At 55.8% G+C, this 18,115-nt stretch carries 18 protein-coding genes and 1 pseudogene; 13 read left to right on the forward strand and 6 right to left on the reverse strand.

The genetic code is table 11. The features are described 5' to 3' along the window. Positions 1-248 precede the first annotated feature (248 nt). A complete protein-coding gene (locus tag IV493_RS06875) occupies positions 249-812 on the forward strand; it encodes a VOC family protein (RefSeq protein ID WP_195857966.1) in 564 nt (187 codons plus the stop codon). On the opposite strand, the gene IV493_RS06880 is transcribed toward IV493_RS06875, so the two are convergent. Next, positions 809-1,954: a MalY/PatB family protein gene (locus IV493_RS06880; protein WP_195857967.1), complete on the reverse strand. Its 1,146-nt coding sequence runs from the start codon at positions 1,952-1,954 to the stop codon at positions 809-811. The genes IV493_RS06875 and IV493_RS06880 overlap by 4 nt on opposite strands. Before the next feature lie 85 nt (positions 1,955-2,039). On the opposite strand from IV493_RS06880, the gene cutC reads away from it, so the two are divergent. The 9 genes from cutC (at position 2,040) to IV493_RS06925 (ending at position 10,451) form a co-directional block, all read left to right on the forward strand. Then, positions 2,040-2,792 carry a copper homeostasis protein CutC gene (gene cutC / locus IV493_RS06885; protein WP_033732938.1) on the forward strand — a complete coding sequence of 251 codons (753 nt, stop codon included), beginning with the start codon at positions 2,040-2,042 and terminating at the stop codon, positions 2,790-2,792. Positions 2,793-3,068: 276 nt separating this feature from the next. After that, entirely contained in the window at positions 3,069-3,926 is an 858-nt protein-coding gene (locus IV493_RS06890) for a MurR/RpiR family transcriptional regulator (protein WP_013358191.1), read from the forward strand. Positions 3,927-4,054: 128 nt separating this feature from the next. Then, a complete protein-coding gene (locus IV493_RS06895) occupies positions 4,055-5,383 on the forward strand; it encodes an aspartate aminotransferase family protein (protein ID WP_095707029.1) in 1,329 nt (442 codons plus the stop codon). Then, entirely contained in the window at positions 5,380-5,934 is a 555-nt protein-coding gene (locus IV493_RS06900) for a carboxymuconolactone decarboxylase family protein (RefSeq protein WP_187266202.1), read from the forward strand. The genes IV493_RS06895 and IV493_RS06900 overlap by 4 nt, the downstream gene beginning before the upstream one ends. Before the next feature lie 128 nt (positions 5,935-6,062). Next, entirely contained in the window at positions 6,063-6,815 is a 753-nt protein-coding gene (gene glnH / locus IV493_RS06905; RefSeq protein ID WP_013358188.1) for a glutamine ABC transporter substrate-binding protein GlnH, read from the forward strand. A gap of 51 nt (positions 6,816-6,866) precedes the next feature. Continuing rightward, positions 6,867-7,523 carry a glutamine ABC transporter permease GlnP gene (gene glnP / locus IV493_RS06910; protein WP_033732934.1) on the forward strand — a complete coding sequence of 219 codons (657 nt, stop codon included), beginning with the start codon at positions 6,867-6,869 and terminating at the stop codon, positions 7,521-7,523. Between the two features lie 2 nt (positions 7,524-7,525). Then, positions 7,526-8,248: a glutamine ABC transporter ATP-binding protein GlnQ gene (gene glnQ, locus IV493_RS06915; RefSeq protein ID WP_107320189.1), complete on the forward strand. Its 723-nt coding sequence runs from the start codon at positions 7,526-7,528 to the stop codon at positions 8,246-8,248. A gap of 20 nt (positions 8,249-8,268) precedes the next feature. Beyond that, a complete protein-coding gene (locus IV493_RS06920; RefSeq protein WP_195857968.1) occupies positions 8,269-9,291 on the forward strand; it encodes a C45 family peptidase in 1,023 nt (340 codons plus the stop codon). Between the two features lie 311 nt (positions 9,292-9,602). Then, positions 9,603-10,451 carry a hypothetical protein gene (locus IV493_RS06925; RefSeq protein ID WP_110330489.1) on the forward strand — a complete coding sequence of 283 codons (849 nt, stop codon included), beginning with the start codon at positions 9,603-9,605 and terminating at the stop codon, positions 10,449-10,451. A gap of 30 nt (positions 10,452-10,481) precedes the next feature. Here IV493_RS06925 and IV493_RS06930 read toward each other — a convergent pair whose 3' ends face one another. Next, complete coding sequence (locus IV493_RS06930) at positions 10,482-11,579, reverse strand: glycerol dehydrogenase (protein ID WP_195857969.1); 1,098 nt, start codon at positions 11,577-11,579, stop codon at positions 10,482-10,484. Positions 11,580-11,723: 144 nt separating this feature from the next. On the opposite strand from IV493_RS06930, the pseudogene IV493_RS06935 reads away from it, so the two are divergent. Beyond that, positions 11,724-12,347: pseudogene (locus tag IV493_RS06935) on the forward strand (LysE family translocator). Between the two features lie 4 nt (positions 12,348-12,351). Here the strand turns inward: IV493_RS06935 and cmoB are convergent. The 4 genes from cmoB to IV493_RS06955 form a co-directional block, all read right to left on the reverse strand. Beyond that, on the reverse strand, positions 12,352-13,320 hold the full coding sequence (gene cmoB / locus IV493_RS06940) for a tRNA 5-methoxyuridine(34)/uridine 5-oxyacetic acid(34) synthase CmoB (protein WP_195857970.1): 969 nt from the start codon (positions 13,318-13,320) through the stop codon (positions 12,352-12,354). After that, on the reverse strand, positions 13,317-14,045 hold the full coding sequence (gene cmoA / locus IV493_RS06945; RefSeq protein WP_033732927.1) for a carboxy-S-adenosyl-L-methionine synthase CmoA: 729 nt from the start codon (positions 14,043-14,045) through the stop codon (positions 13,317-13,319). Before cmoA ends, cmoB begins: the two co-directional genes overlap by 4 nt. Positions 14,046-14,126: 81 nt before the next feature. Continuing rightward, positions 14,127-14,522, reverse strand: coding sequence for an MAPEG family protein (locus IV493_RS06950; protein WP_013358179.1), 396 nt, complete (start codon positions 14,520-14,522; stop codon positions 14,127-14,129). A 69-nt stretch (positions 14,523-14,591) separates the two neighbouring features. After that, positions 14,592-15,413, reverse strand: a complete 822-nt coding sequence (locus tag IV493_RS06955) for a DUF72 domain-containing protein (RefSeq protein WP_013358178.1) — start codon at positions 15,411-15,413, stop codon at positions 14,592-14,594. Positions 15,414-15,624: 211 nt separating this feature from the next. Between IV493_RS06955 and aspS the strand changes: the two genes are divergently transcribed. Both aspS and nudB read left to right on the forward strand, forming a co-directional pair. After that, a complete protein-coding gene (gene aspS, locus IV493_RS06960) occupies positions 15,625-17,403 on the forward strand; it encodes an aspartate--tRNA ligase (protein WP_013358176.1) in 1,779 nt (592 codons plus the stop codon). Continuing rightward, positions 17,403-17,834 (forward strand): dihydroneopterin triphosphate diphosphatase, encoded by a 432-nt coding sequence (nudB, locus tag IV493_RS06965; protein WP_013358175.1) that lies wholly within the window; start codon positions 17,403-17,405, stop codon positions 17,832-17,834. Before aspS ends, nudB begins: the two co-directional genes overlap by 1 nt. Positions 17,835-18,115 lie beyond the last annotated feature (281 nt).

Here is an 18,115-nt window from a genome sequence, read left to right on the forward strand (position 1 = left end):
TTGTACTTCAAATAAGAGTTATCTTATTGTATTAAAGAAGTTGATTTAAATCAATAAATTAGAGTACTTTCATCAAGGAACTCATGGTCCTAAACAGGAGATAAATCCGAAATGAAAGATGTTATTATACGGTTTTGCGGTAAATTCCGGTCCAAATAAGATGAATCTTACCATTTTGTGACGCCGGACACGCGGCGCACAATAAACCCGACTAATTACAAATGCTAAACAAATAGAGAGGAATCCCGGTGGCTGAGCGATCTTTTCCGTCAGAATTGGATGATTTAAAGACAGATTTGGGACGTTTTGAAGAATCGTTGCAAATTTTTGCGCAGAGACTGGGTTTGCGCCTTAACGATCTGGATGTGGACCATATTGCGGTGCGTTGTCATCAGGACACAACGGCGATGCGCTGGCAGCAAGGCCTGCAGCAGATTGGTACTGAGTTTTCGGCAGCGATGATCAATGGACGACAGATTTGCCTGTTTAAACTACATGATCCGTTGCTGGTAGCGGGCAGGCAGGTTGATGTGGTTGAGCTGCCATGGCCGGGTGAAAAGCGTTACCGCCATGAAGGCTGGGAGCATATTGAGGTGGTGTTGCGCGGCGATCATCAGACGCTGGGCATGCGCGCGATGGCATTGCTCTCCGATGACGCGCTGACGCAGCCGGGTATTTCATTTAAAACCAGCTCACCAAAGGGCGAGAATGAGCGTCTGCCCAATCCGACCCTGGCGGTAACGGACGGGCAGACGACAATCAAGTTTCATCCATGGCGACTGGAAGAGATTGTCGCCAGCGAGCAGAACTAGATACGGGCGGCTACTGCGCGCTTCAGGCGCGCAACGGCCTCATCCAGCAGCGCACGAGTGCAGCCGAAATTGAGCCGGACAAACTGGTCATTGCCAAACTCACGACCGGCCGATAAACCCAGTCCGTGCTTCTCAAAATAGAGTGCAGGGCTGGCCACACCCAGCGCACTGGCGTCGATCCAGGCCAGGTAGGTCGCTTCCGGCACGGCGACGGACAGGCCGGTCATTTTATTGACCTGTGATACCAGCCAGTCACGGTTACTGCGCAGGTAGGTATTCTGCGCCTGCAGCCAGGGTTCACCTTCGCGCCATGCCACTGCTGCCGCAGTGAGCGCCAGAATATCCACATCCGGCACAATCCCGCGTCGCATCCGGTTAAAGCGCGAACGCAGTTCGGCATTGGGGATCACGGCGATGGAGGCACCCAGACCGGCAATATTAAAGCTCTTGGAGGGTGACATCAGCGTGACGCTGCGCTGGGCGGCATCTTCACTCAGCGACGCAAACGGAATGTGTTCAGCGCCCGGTTCCAGCAGCAGATCGCTGTGGATCTCGTCGGAACAGACGATCAGATCGTGCTTCTGCGCAAATTCCAGCTGTGCCTGCAGTTCGTCGCGGCGATAAACGGTGCCGCCCGGATTCTGCGGATTGCACAGCATTAACAGTCGCTCTTTGCCGGTGAGCTGATCTTCGGCTGCATCCATATCCACTACCCAGCGCCCCTGCTGCAGCGTCAGCGGCAGACTGAGCTGACCCCGTTCTGCCAGTTTTGCCGAACCGCGAAACGGCGGATAGATTGGCGTGGGGGCAATCGTCAGCTCGTCCGGTGCGGTAAACGCACGCACGGCGAGATTCAGTCCGCAAACCACGCCAGGCAAAACTACAATCCACTCCGGATTAACGTGCCACTGATAGCGTGAGGCGAGCCACGCTATCGCACTGTCAATAAACTCAACCGGCGTATCGCCATAACCAAAAATCCCATGCGCGGCGCGGGTCTTAATTGCCTCGATGACGCAGTCAGGCGATCGGAAATCCGTATCTGCCACCCACAACGGCAGAATGTCCTGGTCCGCATATTTGTTCCATTTAAGGCTATCGCTGTGACGACGGTCTATCCGTTGGTCGAAATTGAATGCCATAGTTAACTTTCCCGGTAAACTCATTCCAGCAGCCAGACTAACTGATGAATCTGCCTTGAACCAGAGTCATGTAAAGGAGAAGAGAATGACCACACTGGAAATTTGCTGCTATGGCGTGGATTGCGCCGTGACCGCACAACAGGCGGGCGCTGATCGGGTTGAACTTTGTGCCGCACCGCGTGAAGGCGGCCTGACGCCGTCGGCGGGGATGCTGAATGCCGCCCGGCGCGAGGTTTCGATTCCGGTTCATCCTATTGTCCGGCCACGGGGTGGCGATTTTTGTTATACCGCACGTGAATTCGAGGCGATGAAATCGGATGTGGCGTTAATCCGTGAACTCGGTTTTCCCGGTCTTGTGATTGGGATGCTGGATGAGGACGCCCATATTCATCAGGGCCAGATGCGACAGATTATGGCGCTGTGTGACGGTCTGGCAGTGACCTTCCATCGTGCCTTCGATCTCTGTCACAGCCCTAAGCGCGCACTGGAAGCGTTAACGGATTTGGGGGTGGCGCGCATTCTGACATCCGGTCAGCAGCAGAGCGCTGAAAACGGAATTGCATTACTTCGGGAACTAAATGAGACCAGTACCGGTCCTATCATTATGGCGGGTGCGGGCGTGCGTCTCAGCAACCTGCAAAAGTTTCTCGACATGGGGATTGATGAAGTCCACAGCTCGGCCAGCCGCCTGATGGCGTCACCGATGCGCTACCGCAAAGCGGGTGTCTCCATGTGTTCAGAAGCCGAAACCGACGAGTTCAGCCGTTACTGTGTAGACGGCGATGTGGTTGAGGCGATGAAAAGCGTGATGCAGATGAGCACCGTTCGGGTTGCCTGAACCACAACAGATTTTGCCGCGCAGCACGCCGATCATTGACGTGGTGTTTGCAAGTACCAAACCCCAGTATGCTTGCTGGGGTTCTTTTTGTGTAAAACCTGCTGCTTCCCGATTCCCTTTCTCCGCCACCTCTCCCGAGGTTACCAATCTCTTTCATGACATAAACGCTGCTTCTGCTGGCTGCGCGGCCTGTCGCCGGGCGTGAATCTCCGACAGTGGAGTCTGGATCCTAAATGTGATTAGATGCCTGCATCTGCCAGCCGATGAAGTGCCGCCATGAATCCCAGGGAAAATATTGTCAGCCAGTTCAGTGCGTTGTCGCCTGAGTTACAACGCGCTGCCGAGTTCTCACTCCAGAATACGAATCAGCTTGTGGTGCAATCCATGCGTGCTTTTGCCACAGAAGCGGGCGTGAAGCCTGCCACGCTGCTGCGCCTGGCGCAGCGCCTGGGCTATGAGGGCTGGGGTGAACTTAAAGACGCTTTTATTGACGATATGGGTCTGCGCGATGATACCTACGTATCCAAAGCTGAAAAGCTGATCGCAAAACCGACACAACCTCAGCTTTATGAAGAGGTCTTTCAGGCGCATCAGGCTAACCTTGCGGCGACGCAACATGAGAATCATCAGAAGATGGATCAGGCGGTTACCCTGCTGGATGCGGCGGAAAACGTCTATATCTGTGGATTTCGTGCCAGCTTTCCCATCGCCTGGTCGCTGTTTTATATCTATCGATTATTTAACCGCCAGGTTTCATTGATTGATGGCCTGGCGAGTAATATCGAAGTCTTTACCCGCGAACTGACGGCGCAGGACGCGATTCTGCTGACCAGTTTTGCCCCTTATTCACGCGAATCGCTGGCGGTGTTACAGGCTGCCCGGCAGGCAGGCGCGAAAATCGTCGCCATTACGGATTCGCCGGTTTCCCCTCTGGCGCAGGCCGCCGACTGTACGCTGCTCTTCTCGGTAGAGAGTCCCTCGTTCTTTCCTTCTGTGGTTTCCGGTATGGGGCTGGCGGAGTGTCTGCTGGCGATGCTGGTGGCACGCCATGGCCGCGAGGCGGTCAGCAAAATCGAAAATGCCGAACGCTACCTGATTGATTCAGGTGCCTATGTGGTGCCTGGCAAACCCTGAGAGAAGATTCATTTGTATCCGTCATAAGAAAATAGAATGCATATGTATCATTCTTGCGTTGACGTGATCCAAATGGATCCGGCAAGATGCGCTGAGTTATCGCAGCGTATTCAGGAGCAGGACCCAGCATGAGCCATATCATTCACCGCAGTCTGCGCAGCACGCCCGCCGTGGCAACCGGCGCACAAGGCGCGTACATCTTTGATGCACAGGGAAAACAGTATCTGGATGCCTGCGGAGGCGCTGCGGTTTCCTGTTTAGGCCACGCGCATCCTGACGTATTGGCTGCGATGCATCGTCAGATCGACCAGCTCGCCTATGCACATACCGGTTTTTTTACCAGCGACACGGTTGAACAACTCGCGGAACATCTGACCCGCCATGCGCCTGGCGATCTCAATTATGCCTATTTCGTTTCGGGTGGTTCCGAAGCCGTAGAAACGGCGCTGAAGCTGGCCCGGCAATATTTCGTTGAAATCGGTCAGCCGTCCCGCACGCGGTTCATTGCCCGCCAGCAGAGTTACCACGGTAATACGCTGGGTGCGCTGGCGGTGGGGGGCAACGAATGGCGTCGTCGCCAGTTTGCCCCGCTTTTAATCGACGTGATCCGGGTTTCTGCCTGTAATGAATATCGCGACCGCCGTGCTGATGAAACTCAGCAGCAATACACGCAGCGCCTGCTGGATGAGCTGGAGCAGGCGATTATTGATGCTGGCCCGGAGACGATCATCGGTTTTTGCGCAGAGACAGTCGTGGGCGCGACCACCGGCGCAACACCGCCTACACCGGGTTACTTCAAAGGCGTGCGCGCCCTGTGTGATAAGTACGGCCTGCTCTATATCGCGGATGAAGTGATGTGCGGCATGGGACGTACCGGAACGCTTTACGCGTTTGAGCAGGATGAGGGGGTGCCAGACCTGGTGACCATCGCCAAAGGGCTGGGGGGTGGCTACCAGCCAATCGGTGCGGTACTGGCGAGCGAAAAAATTGTCTCCGCTCTGCAGGCGGGCAGCGGACTGTTCCAGCATGGTCATACCTATATCTGCCACGCCACGGCGGCATCGGCCGCTCTGGCAGTGCAGCAGGTCATTGAACGCGACAATTTATTAGCGGTCGTGAAACAGCAGGGAGATTACCTGCAACGTGCGCTGCGCGATCGGCTGGGCGAGTTGCCACAGGTCGGTGACACCCGTGGGCGCGGTCTGTTTGCCGGGGTTGAACTGGTTCGTGATAAAGCCAGCAAAACGCCGTTCGATCCGGCGCTGAAACTGCACGCCAGAATTAAAGCTAATTGTATGGCGCGGGGTCTGATGGTTTATCCCATGGGCGGAACGATTGACGGGCAATACGGCGATCACATTCTGATTGCGCCACCCTTTATCATCACGACAGCGCAGCTTGATTTTGTGGTGGAAACGCTGGAGCAGGTGATTCGTGAAGAGACGGCCAGCTTATGATTAACCGTCTGCCGCCGCTGGCGCATCACGAATGGGACGATCAGCAGCGTCCGCTCGCAGAAGAGATCATTAACGGGCCACGCGGCGCGCTGCTGCCACCCTTTGAGCCATTGTTACGCAGCCCTGAGCTGATGGCGCACGCACAGCGCATGGGGGAATATCTGCGGTATCGCAGTGCGCTGGGACAGCGTTTATCAGAGCTGGCCATTCTGATGACCGCCCGCCACTGGTCCCAGCCGGTAGAATGGGCAATCCATGCGCCGATAGCGCGCGGGAAGGGCATTTCTGCGGCCGCCGTGCAGGCGATAAATGAAAAGCGTCCGCCGGAAGACCTCGAACCCGATGAGTGGGTGATTTACCACTTCTGCCAGCAGCTGCACCAGCAGCAGAAAGTCAGCGACGCTACCTGGCAGCAGGCCATCGATTTGTGGGGCGAGAAGGGCGTGGTGGATCTGATTGGCATTAACGGTTATTACAGTTTTCTCTCAATGATCATGAACGGCGCACAGACGCCGGTACCCGATACGCAGGATCATATTATTCCTGAATAAGTCATCGTTTAATCCGGGCGCAGCCTGACACGCCCTGCATTTCAAATAAATTCTGTTCAGTCATTCCGGCGATAACCTCGCCGGATGATATTCACTGTACGCTATTTCACCGACGCCGGGGGTTAGATATGTCTGGATTATTCTCTAAATTAAAAGTCTCATTGGTATTAGTTGCCTGCTCAGCCAGTTTTATTGCTACTGCTCAGGATAAACTGATGGTAGGTGTGGATACCGCATTTGTGCCCTTTGAATTTAAACAGGGCGATAAGTATGTGGGCTTCGATATTGACTTATGGAATGCTATCGCTAAAAAGATGAACGTCAGCTATGAATTACGCCCGATGGATTTTGGTGGCTTAATTCCAGGGCTGCAGTCCCGTAATCTGGATGTTGCGATGGCCGGTATTACGATTACCGATGCGCGGAAACAGGTCGTTGATTTCAGTGACGGCTATTACAATGCGGATTTACTGATGGCGGTAAAAAGCAGTGATACCGCGATCAAAAAATTCAGCGATTTAGCCGGTAAGAAAGTGGGCCTGAAACAGGGCACTGCGGCGGCCAGCTTTATGAAGAGCAAATATAAAGCCGACTATGTTGAGTTTCCTAACATCGATAACGCTTATCTCGATTTGCAGGCGGGTAATCTTGACGCGGTGGTGCATGATTCGCCGAACGTACTCTATTACGTGAAAACGGCGGGTAATGGCAAAGTGAAATCCACGGGTGAGACAGACAGCATTCTGCCGCAGCAGTACGGGTTCGCGATGCAAAAGAACAGCAGCCTGACGCCGAAAGTTAACGCTGCATTGCAGGCGCTGCGTGCGGATGGCACCTACGACAAAATCTATGTGAAGTGGTTTGCGAAACAGCCGAAATAATTCAGCCGGGTCGGCCCAGTCCGACCTCATTTCGCCTTAATGGATCGAACTATGAATTTTGACAGTAAATATATCTGGGAATCCCTGCCGTTATTATTGCAGGGTTTGCAACTGACGCTGATTATTTCACTATCGGGTTTGCTGGGCGGTTTCGTGATCGGTCTGCTGGCCGGAACCTGTCGCGCATTAGGTGGGCGAATAACTAAAACGCTGTCGCTGATTTTCGTTGAGTTAATTCGCGGCACGCCAATTATGGTGCAGGTGATGTTTATCTATTTTGCCCTGCCGATGGTTATTCCGATTCGCATTGATCCCATTACGGCGGCGATTGTGACCATTGTGATTAATTCCGGCGCCTATATCGCCGAGATTACGCGCGGTGCGATCCTCTCTATCAATAAAGGATTTAAAGAGGCGAGTCTTGCCATGGGATTATCGCAGCGCAGCACCCTGTGGCATGTGATTATGCCGCTGGCACTGCGGCGTATGATCCCCGCACTGGGCAACCAGTGGATCATCAGTATTAAAGATACATCGCTATTTATTGTTATCGGTGTCGCGGAGCTAACCCGTCAGGGACAGGAGATTATTGCCGGTAATTTCCGCGCACTGGAGGTCTGGACCGCCGTCGCGATGATTTATCTGCTGGTGACGCTCTGCCTGAGTTTCCTGCTGAAGCAACTGGAAAAAAGGATCCACATTCTATGAGCATGGTTGAATTTAGCGCGGTGTCGAAAAATTTTGGCGCGACGCAGGTCCTGCACGATATCAATCTGAAGATAGAGGCGGGCGAAGTGGTAGTGATCATCGGGCCGTCGGGATCGGGTAAATCAACGCTGCTGCGCTGTATTAACAAGCTGGAAGACATCTCTTCCGGAACGCTGCTGGTGGCGGGCAAGCACATCACCGATCCGCATGCGAATGAATGCGATATCCGCCGCGAGGCGGGCATGGTGTTCCAGCAGTTTCACCTGTTTCCTCACCTGACCGCGCTGGAAAATGTGATGTTCGGCCCTGTTCGCGTGCGCAGGCAGAGCAAAGCCTCGGCCCGCGAACAGGCGCTGGCCTTGCTGGACAGGGTCGGCCTGCGTGAACGTGCCAGTCATTACCCCGCAGAACTCTCAGGTGGACAGCAGCAGCGTGTGGCGATTGCGCGCGCGCTGGCGGTAAAACCCAAAATGATGCTGTTTGATGAACCCACCTCTGCGCTGGATCCCGAACTGCGCCACGAGGTGCTGAAAGTGATGCGCTCGCTCGCCGAAGAGGGCATGACGATGGTGATTGTGACTCACGAGATTGGTTTTGCCCGGGATGTCGCCTCAAGACTCATCTTTATTGATGGCGGGACCATTGCTGAGGATGGCTCACCTGATAAGCTGCTTAACGACAGCACGAATCCGCGCCTTAAAGAATTCCTGCAACACGTCTCCTGAAAGAAGTGAATGACAGCACAATGAAAAAAATTGCAATCAGTGGTTCGGCGTTTGAAATCGGTCAGCAGCTCGGCGAATTTGGTCGGGAGGCGTGGCATCAGAAACTGACGCACATTGCGCTGTGGCAAACGGTCACGGCCATGAAACACACGGAACAGAGTCAGCGCATGCGCGCGCAGGTTCAGGCTGACTTCCCGGAAATCTGGCTTGAGCTGGAAGGGCTGGCCAGCGGTTTGCAGGCACCCATCGATGACGTATTTGCATGGAACTGCCGGGGCGATCTGGTGCGTTCTACCTCAGATGGCTGCACCACGGTGGCCGGGCAACGCCGCGATGGGGCGTTGGTCATTGCGCACAATGAAGATGGTTTTCCGCAGCTGCGGGGTGACTGTGCAGTGGTTCGTGTGCTGCCGGATCAAGGCATTGGGTTCACCAGCTTTGCCTATCCGGGTTCGATTTGCGGCCATACGTTTGCCGTCAATGACCGTGGGGTGGTGAACACGGTGAATAACATTCGTGCTGTGCATCGTCCGGCTGGCCTGCCGCGCCAGATTCTGGCGCGTGCAGCGCTGAATGCAGACACGCTCGATGAGGCGATTGCGCTACTGACGACCTCGCCGCGCGCAGGCGCTTTTCATCATACGCTGGGGCAGCGGGGCGATAGCCGACTGTTCAGCGTTGAAGCTACCGGTACAGGTTGTTCTGTCACGCAACTGTCCGGCCTCTTTGCGCATGCAAACCATCTTATCCATCCGCAACATACTGCGACTGAGCAGGTGATCACCGACAGCTCTGCTTCACGCCAGCAGCGTCTGGATGTGTGGCTGAAAGAAGAGCCAGCATTTGATGGTGACGCTGCAAAAGCCATTCTGTCTGATCAGAATGATGCGGTATTACCTATCTACCGGCTCTCTCCGCAGGATCCCGACGAAGAGAATACGCTGGCAACGGCCATTTTCACCCTGAATGCCAGTCAGGTGAAATGGCAGGTATTCACACAGGATCGCGGACAGGCCGTTTTGCAGGATGTGGTGAGTGAATAAATAACCCAGACCTGGCGAGAGGATCGCTGGAGGAAAACGTTATAAACCCGCTCAGGCGGGTTTTTTATCACCAGCGAACGAACGGCTATCCGCCGCGTCTGCTTTCTGTTGCCGGCTGTCAGCCTTCACGTACAGGCGTTTTTAATTGTCATCCAGGACTTTTATCAAAAGCCGCAACACAATCTGCACGCTATCCGTTACGCTGCCACAGCCGATGTCTGTCATGAGAGCTTGAGTTAAATCGTCCCGGATTTCCGCTGTTCATCCCCGCAGCGTTTACACTGAAAGCAACGTCGCCTGGAATTTACCCTATGAAACGCAATCAGATTCTTACTTTAAGCCTGATACTGACCGTACTGTGCAGCGGCAACGCTGCGGCCAGCGCATGCCGCGCTGACAACGCCGCCGTGGTCAACAGCAACACCCTGATCTTGCTGGGGGGCAATGCGAAAGGCGCAGTGAAGCAGGTGATTGCAGGTGAATTTGGCAAAGATGTGAATTCGCAAAAGCGGGTGCTGGGTCAGTTTGACGCCTGTGGCGATCTGACGGTGGCTGACGTCAGCTACGACAAAAGTGAACGCAACGTCATCCTCAGCATGGAGCAACATATCGCCAGGGTACAGGGCGGCTGGGTGGCGGAATATGCATATCTGGTCAAAGTGCTGAAAGAGGGCAAAGAAGTCGTTGTTGATAACCGGCAGGGAACGATTAACTGGCAGAAAGGCCAGCATGGCAATATTACCAGCGCCTCCGACAGGTTTACCAGCATGGGTAAAACCGGCTTTACCGACACCACCTATCGCTACGATCGGAAGCGCCAGCTTGAGAAGAGTGTGGCACGTGGCAGCGATCCGCTGACTAACGGCGAGTTTCACTACCACTGGAATCCAAAGGGTCTGGTGACGCGCACCACTTCCGCCCGGGGAACTGACGAATACACCTACGACCCCCAATGGCGCGAAGTGCGGCTCAACGGCACGGCGACCACACCGCTGAGCACCATCCGCTCGGTTGATGAGTGCCAGTCCTGGGATGAGGTCGGCAACTGTACCCTGAGCTATCTGCATGAAACCGAAATCTTCACGCGTGGCACCATCGAGCGCCATCTCAGCTCCGCCTACAAATATGAGTACTGGGACCAGCCTGCGGCAGAAGAGTAACAGGCGATCGAATGATCGCCTGTTGGCGGCTTATTTCACCGTCTGACTAAAGGCATCCAGCCCCAGCAGGGCGTTGGCAATATCCTCAGGTGACAGATGAGGATTAAGGTTTTTCAGCGTATCACCCTCACTGTTCGCCAGTGCCCCGACTTTCACCAGATTTTCCCAGCTTTCATTTTCCAGATGCATTTCACGCAGCGTGGTCGGCATATTGATGCTGCGATAGAAACGGATATAGCGCGCAATTTCCTCATCCGGCCGCTGCTCCAGCACCATCTGCGTCAGTGTGCCATAGGCGACTTTCTCGCCGTGGGTCAGATGGTGGATATCGCCATCGATGGCGGTAAAACCATTATGAATAGCGTGGGCGGCTGCCAGCCCGCCATTTTCAAAGCCCAGCCCCGAAAGCAGCGTGTTCGCCTCAACCACGGCTTCCACGGCGGGCGTGACCCGTTTTTCGATAACGGCGATATAGGCGCTGTACCCCCACTTAAGCAATGTTTCTTCACAGGCGCGGGCAATCGCCAGTCCGGCAAGAGTCGGATCGCCGCTGACCATGGATTTAGCATGGGACCGGGCCACTGCCTGCGCTTCAACCCAGGTGGCCAGGCCATCGGCAATGCCGGAGGCAAAGAGCCGTGCAGGCGCACTGGCGCAGACTGCGGTATCCACCAGCACCAGATCGGGATTTTTGCTGTAGAAACGATAGCTCTCAAATACGCCGCTGTCAGAGTAGATCACCGACAGCGCGCTACAGGGAGCATCGGTGGAGGCAATGGTCGGCACGATGGCCACCGGCTGTTTAAGTTCGTCCGCCACCGCCTTAACCGTGTCCAGCGTTTTGCCGCCGCCCAGCCCGACCACCACGTTACAGCCCTGACTCTTCGCCAGCGCACTGAGGCGGGTGATCTCATTACTGGAGGCCTCGCCGTTAAACTGCTGCCAGCTGAATTTCACCCCGGCGGACTGCAGCGTCTGTTGGGTGCGTTCGCCAATCAGTTTCCAGACGACCTCATCTGCCACCAGAAAAGCCTGATCGCCCAGCTCAGTCAGGTACGTGCCCAGCTCATCCAGCACACCGGCGCCCTGCACATATTTACGGGGTGATGAAAAAATAAATTTACTCATAATCACATCTCCTTAATATGAATGGTTCGACCCGATCCAGCCTGGCACAATTCGCTCAGCGTGGCAGGCGATCCCGCGCATGACCGCGTCATGGGCTGTTAAGCTGCCTGAACACCCCCTGCTGAGGGATAACGGAGAATCATCATGAGCGCCACGCTCTTTTCATTTCTGTTTGCGATAACCATTCTGACACTCACACCTGGATTTGATACCGCGCTGGTGCTGTGAACCGCCATTGCGCAGGGCTGGCAGCGCGCCTGGGCGACAGCCCTTGGCGTGACGCTGGGTTGTCTGCTCTGGGGTATCGCAGTTGGGCTGGGACTGGGCGCGCTGCTGATGGCCTCTGAGATCGCCTATAACCTGCTGAAGTGGATCGGTGCCGGCTGGCTGCTCTATCTGGGCATAAAGCTGCTGCTTAAGCCGCGTCAGCAATCCGTAGAGACAGCTGAACAGCCTGCACATCAGCAGGGCTATCTGGCCTGCTTCAGTCGGGGATTAATGGGAAATCTGCTGAATTCGAAAATTGGCGTGTTTTACGTCACTTTTCTGCCACAGTTCATTCCGGCGGGGGCGTCGGTGGCGCTCTGGTGCACGCTAATGGCGCTGGCACACATGCTGCTGGGGCTGATCTGGAATGCGGTCCTGATTGGCGGCAGCCACTATTTCTCCGGACATCTGCGAAAACCGAAGGTGCTGAAGGGGATGGATCGCCTGACCGGCTGCGTGTTTATTGGATTTGCGGCGAAACTGGCGTTGTCTCGCCGCTAGGGCATTAGGGTTTAGTGGCGACCAGCACGGCGCGCAGGGGAGCCGGATAGCCTTCAACCGTTTTGCTGGGATCGTCGGGGTCGAGGAACTCAGCGAGGGATTCGCTGGTCATCCAGTCGGTGCGGCGCTGCTCTTCAATGGTGGTCAGCGCAAAATCGACAATCCGCACATCCACAAAGCCGCTTTTCTCCAGCCAGCTTTTCAGCGCTTCCGCTGACGGGATAAAGAAGACATTGCGCATCTGCGCATAACGCTCACCGGGCACCAGCACCTGATTAACATCGCCCTCAATCACCAGCGTTTCCAGCACCAGTTCGCCTCCGCTCACCAGCTGATTTTTCAGCTGTAACAGGTGATCCAGCGGGGAACGACGGTGATAGAGCACACCCATCGAAAATACGGTATCAAACGCCTGCAACGCCGGTAGCTGCTCAATGCCCAGCGGCAGCATATGCGCCCGGCGATCGTCATTCAGCAGCTTACGCACTGCTTCGAACTGCACCAGGAACAGCTGCATTGGGTCAATGCCGACGACCAGATGTGCGCCCGCGCCAATCATCCGCCACATGTGGTAACCGCTGCCACAACCCACATCCAGCACCGTCCGGCCCGCCAGCGGGGAGATGTGCGGCAGCACGCGTTCCCACTTCCAGTCAGATCGCCATTCAGTGTTGATGTGGGTGCCGTAGAGGAAGTAGGGCCCTTTGCGCCACGGCATCAGGTTACGCAGTAGTTTCTCAATCCCCTGACGATGGCGGTCGCTGATGTCATCGCGGTCGGCGGTGACGCTGTGTAGCAGGTCCAGCTTTTGCGGTTCCAGCAGCGGCAGATACTCCAGCGACTTGTACCAGTCACGAAAGTGACCGTGCAGGTTTTCGCGCTGCCACTCACTGATTTGCGCCGGTAATACTTCCAGCCACTTCGCCAGCGGGCCTACTGCAATTTGCTGATAAAAACGGCCAAAGTCGATCATTTCAACGCCACCAGAGATCCAAAGTTAAAGCACTGGAACCAGAGTTCGGCGTGCGAGAAACCGGCCTGTTTCAGGCGGGCTTTATGCGCTTCGACGCTGTCAGTCAGCATCACATTTTCCAGCATGCTGCGTTTCTGGCTGATTTCCAGTTCGCTGTAGCCGTTGGCGCGTTTGAAGTCGTGATGCATGTTGAATAACAGCTCACCGACCTCGGCGTCTTCAAAGCTGAACTTCTCCGACAGCACCAGCGCGCCGCCCGGTTTAAGTCCCTGCCAGATCTTTTCCAGCAGCGCCAGGCGTGCAGGCGGCTCCAGAAACTGCAGCGTGAAGTTGAGCACCACCAGCGAGGCGTCTTCAATCTCAATGTCGCGGATATCCGCTTCCAGCACCGTGACCGGCGTGTCAGCGCGAAACGCATCAAGATGTCGGCGGCAGCGCTCCACCATCGCCGGGGAGTTATCCACCGCGATGATCTGGCAACCTGGCACATGAATATTGCGGCGCACCGAGAGGGTGGCCGCGCCCAGCGAGCAGCCCAGGTCATAGACCCTGCTGTCCGGGGTAACAAAACGTTCTGCCAGCATGCCAATCATCGAAATGATGTTGGAGTAGCCCGGCACCGAGCGCTGAATCATGTCAGGAAAGACTTCAGCTACACGCTCGTCAAAAGTCCAGTCGCCCAGTTTTGCAATGGGCGCTGAGAAGAGTTGATCGCGGTCAGACATATCGAAAATCCGAAGAGACGACGGAAAGGGCGCTATTCTCGCAGAAAGTGGGGCGGGCTGCACCCCTTAACCCAGGCTGGCTTAATGGAGCGTCAGGACCAGTTCCCACGGCATGTAGATCAGGTTGAAAATCACCATGCCGCACAGGGAAAACAGCGTCAGGAGCATGCCATATTTACGGCCTGCCATGGCGCTGCTGCGCAATCCCCATGCATGCAGCAGGCGGCTGATAAAGAACAGCAGGCCGGTGAGATGCACCATCCAGATATCGGCGCCGTTCATCTCCATCATCACCAGCAGAAACAGCGCCAGCGGAATGGTTTCAATGGCATTGCCATGAATGCGGATCGCCATTTTCAGGTCGTGATAGCCGCCATCGCCATACGCCACCCGGTAGAACCGGCGGTAACGCACCACGTCCAGCGTGAATTTCATTACCAGCAATGCCCCTATCACCACATATAACGCGCTAACCATAGCCACTCCAGCGACTGTCCATAATGGTTCTATTCTAACGGGCGTGCAGCCCGCTGTCCTGTAACGCAATCAAAACAGTGACGTCTGTTGCGGCCAGTCCGGTCCATTGCCAATAGCCGGATCGATCTCCTGCAACTGCGGCCACAGTGCCTGCACCAGCGGAAAAACCTGGCCCATATCGGGGGTGTGCAGAAACAGCATGGCGTCGCCCTGTTGCTGCCATTCCACGAGCTTGGGACGCCAGATCTGAAACAGCGGCACGCTCTCGTCCACGCTGTCGCTGCCGATAAAGCGCACCATCGGCTGGGAGCCGGTTCGCAGGGCATGCGGCGGCACTTTCGGCTTCTGCGAACGCGCGACCAGCGCTGCCGGGCTTTGCGAGGTGGAGGCGTGAACCGGACGGCTGTCGAGCATTACACGATTGATGCCGCGCTCAAGCAGGCCCCGATTGAGTGACCGTTCCGCCTCGCCCTTGGCGAAGAAAGCCGGATGACGCACTTCGACGCCGTAGTGAAAGCGGCGCGGCAGACTGTCCAGAAAACGCCACAGGTCGTTGAGCTGTGCCGGGGAGAAGCTGGCGGGCAGCTGCAGCCAGTACTGACCGATGCGGTCGGCCAGCGGTTCCATCAGGCGTAGAAAATCGGTCAGCAGGTCGTCGCTGTGCTGCAACGCCGCCTGATGGCTGATGGTATTGGGAAATTTAAAGCAGAAGCGAAATGCATCGTGGGTCATGTCGCGCCAGCGCATCACCGTTTCCGCATTCGGCAGCGCGTAGAGGGTGGTATTTCCCTCTACGCAGTGGAAGTAGCGGGCATAGTCCGCCAGGCTTTCGATACCCCAGCGTTTCCAGTGTGAATGCTGCCACTGGGGCAGGCCAATACGAAGTGTCACGCGCGCTCCTGGCTGCAGGTTAAGAGATTGCATTATCCGCTATGGTCGGGCTGAGGGGCAAATGCACACAGGAAATCGGCGCTTTGGCGCTGATCTGCTTATCCTGTCTGGCTTTTTCCATTATAATGGCCGCCATTTTTGCGACAGCATCGCATCAGGTAACGCGGCCGGATGCTGTCAGCTGCAGCGGCGAAGTTAAAAGGATAGTGTTATGCGTACAGAATATTGCGGACAGCTCAATCTGTCTCATGTGGGTCAGCAAGTCACGCTTTGCGGCTGGGTAAACCGCCGTCGCGATCTGGGCAGTTTGATTTTTATCGACATGCGCGACCGTGAAGGCATCGTGCAGGTGTTTTTTGATCCCGATCGTCAGGACGCATTTAAGCTGGCTTCTGAACTGCGTAACGAATTCTGCATCCAGATCACCGGTACCGTGCGCGCACGCGATGAAAAGAACAAAAACAGCGACATGGCGACCGGCGAGGTCGAAGTGTTTGCCCAGGCGCTGACCATCATCAACCGCTCTGAGCCCCTGCCGCTGGACTCGAATCAGACCAACAGCGAAGAAGCGCGCCTGAAATACCGCTATCTGGATCTGCGTCGCCCTGAGATGGTAACGCGTCTGAAAACCCGCGCAAAAATCACCAGCTTTGTCCGTCGCTTTATGGATGACGAAGGTTTCCTGGATATCGAAACCCCGATGCTGACCAAGGCGACGCCAGAAGGCGCGCGCGACTATCTGGTGCCAAGCCGGGTTCACAAAGGCAAATTCTATGCGCTGCCGCAGTCACCACAGCTGTTCAAACAGCTGCTGATGATGTCCGGCTTTGACCGCTACTATCAGATCGTAAAATGCTTCCGCGATGAAGATTTACGTGCCGATCGCCAGCCAGAATTTACCCAGATCGACGTCGAAACCTCCTTTATGACCGCGCCACAGGTGCGAGACATCATGGAGCGTCTAATCCGCAATCTGTGGCAGGACGTGCAGGGCGTGGACCTCGGCGAGTTCCCGCAGATGACCTTCGCGGAAGCGATGCATCGTTACGGTTCCGATAAGCCGGATCTGCGTAACCCGATGGAGCTGGTGGACGTTGGCGACCTGCTGAAAAGCGTGGAGTTCCAGGTCTTCTCTGGCCCGGCTAACGATGAAAAAGGCCGGGTTGCCGCGCTGCGCGTGCCGACCGGTGCGCAGCTGAGCCGTAAGCAGATTGATGAATATGGCAAGTTCGTGGAGATTTACGGCGCGAAAGGGCTGGCGTGGATGAAGGTTAACGTCCGTGCCGACGGTCTGGAAGGCGTGCAGAGCCCGGTTGCCAAGTTCCTGAATGCAGAAATCGTTGAAGGCATTCTGAGCCGCACCGGCGCGCAGGATGGCGATATCATCTTCTTTGGTGCCGACCGCGCCAAAGTGGTCGCTGATGCTCTGGGTGCACTGCGCCTGAAAGTGGGCCGCGAGCTGAACATCACCGATGAGAAAGCCTGGGCCCCGCTGTGGGTGATCGACTTCCCGATGTTCGAAGAGGACGAGGAAGGCGGTCTGGCCGCCATGCACCATCCGTTCACTGCGCCGAAAGAGATGAGCGCAGACGAGCTGGCTGCGGATCCAACCCGTGCCGTGGCGAACGCCTACGACATGGTGATCAACGGTTATGAAGTGGGTGGCGGTTCAGTGCGTATCCACAACGGCAAAATGCAGCAGACCGTGTTCAGCATTCTGGGTATTGAAGAGCACGAGCAGCGCGAGAAGTTTGGCTTCCTGCTGGATGCGCTGAAGTTCGGTACACCACCGCATGCGGGCCTGGCCTTTGGTCTGGATCGCCTGACCATGCTGCTGACCGGCACCGACAACATTCGTGACGTTATCGCGTTTCCGAAAACCACGGCGGCAGCCTGCATGATGACCGAAGCGCCAAGCGAAGCGAACCCGGCTTCTCTGCTGGAGCTCGGTATTCAGGTGGTTAAAAAAGAAAAGCTTGAGAATAAATAATGGGCTATAAACACCCGGTTTCAGTGCTGGTCGTCATTTCGGCGCGCGATACTGGCCGGGTGCTGATGCTGCAGCGGCGTGACGATCCCGCATTCTGGCAGTCGGTGACCGGCAGCCTGGAAGCGGGAGAGTCACCGCTGGCAACCGCGTGTCGTGAGGTGAATGAAGAGGTCGGCATTGACGTGCTGGCTGAGCGGCTGGAAATAGAGGATTGTCAGCGTCAGATTGACTTTGAAATCTTTCCCCATTTTCGCCATCGCTATGCACCGGATGTCACCCATAATCACGAACACTGGTTTCGCCTGCAACTGCCGGAAGAGCGCGATATCACGCTGACCGAGCATCTGGCGTTTCGCTGGCTGACACCCGCTGACGCTGCAGCATTAACCCGATCATGGAGTAACCGCCAGGCAATTGAAGAATTTATCTGAATGCTCGCCATCGCCCGGTATTCCGGCGGCGGATAGATTAAATTTTATGAATCTGGTGAGTTTTAACAGGACTACACCAACCTATTGAACAGTCAGGCGTCATCCTCGCCACGAACTTGTTCACCGTCAGCGCGACGTCGCCTGCGTACACCGCTACGTGAGGACGATACGCAACGCTCGCCTCTCAGGGCAGTCCGGTTGTGACTCGCCTGGCTGAGCACCGACGGTAAATAAGCTCGCAGCCAGGAGAGCCTGCACCCTGTAAAAGATCGGAGAAAAGT

Origin of the sequence: Pantoea sp. SM3640 (assembly GCF_015654165.1) — a bacterium.
Classification (GTDB): Bacteria; Pseudomonadota; Gammaproteobacteria; order Enterobacterales; family Enterobacteriaceae; genus Pantoea; species Pantoea vagans.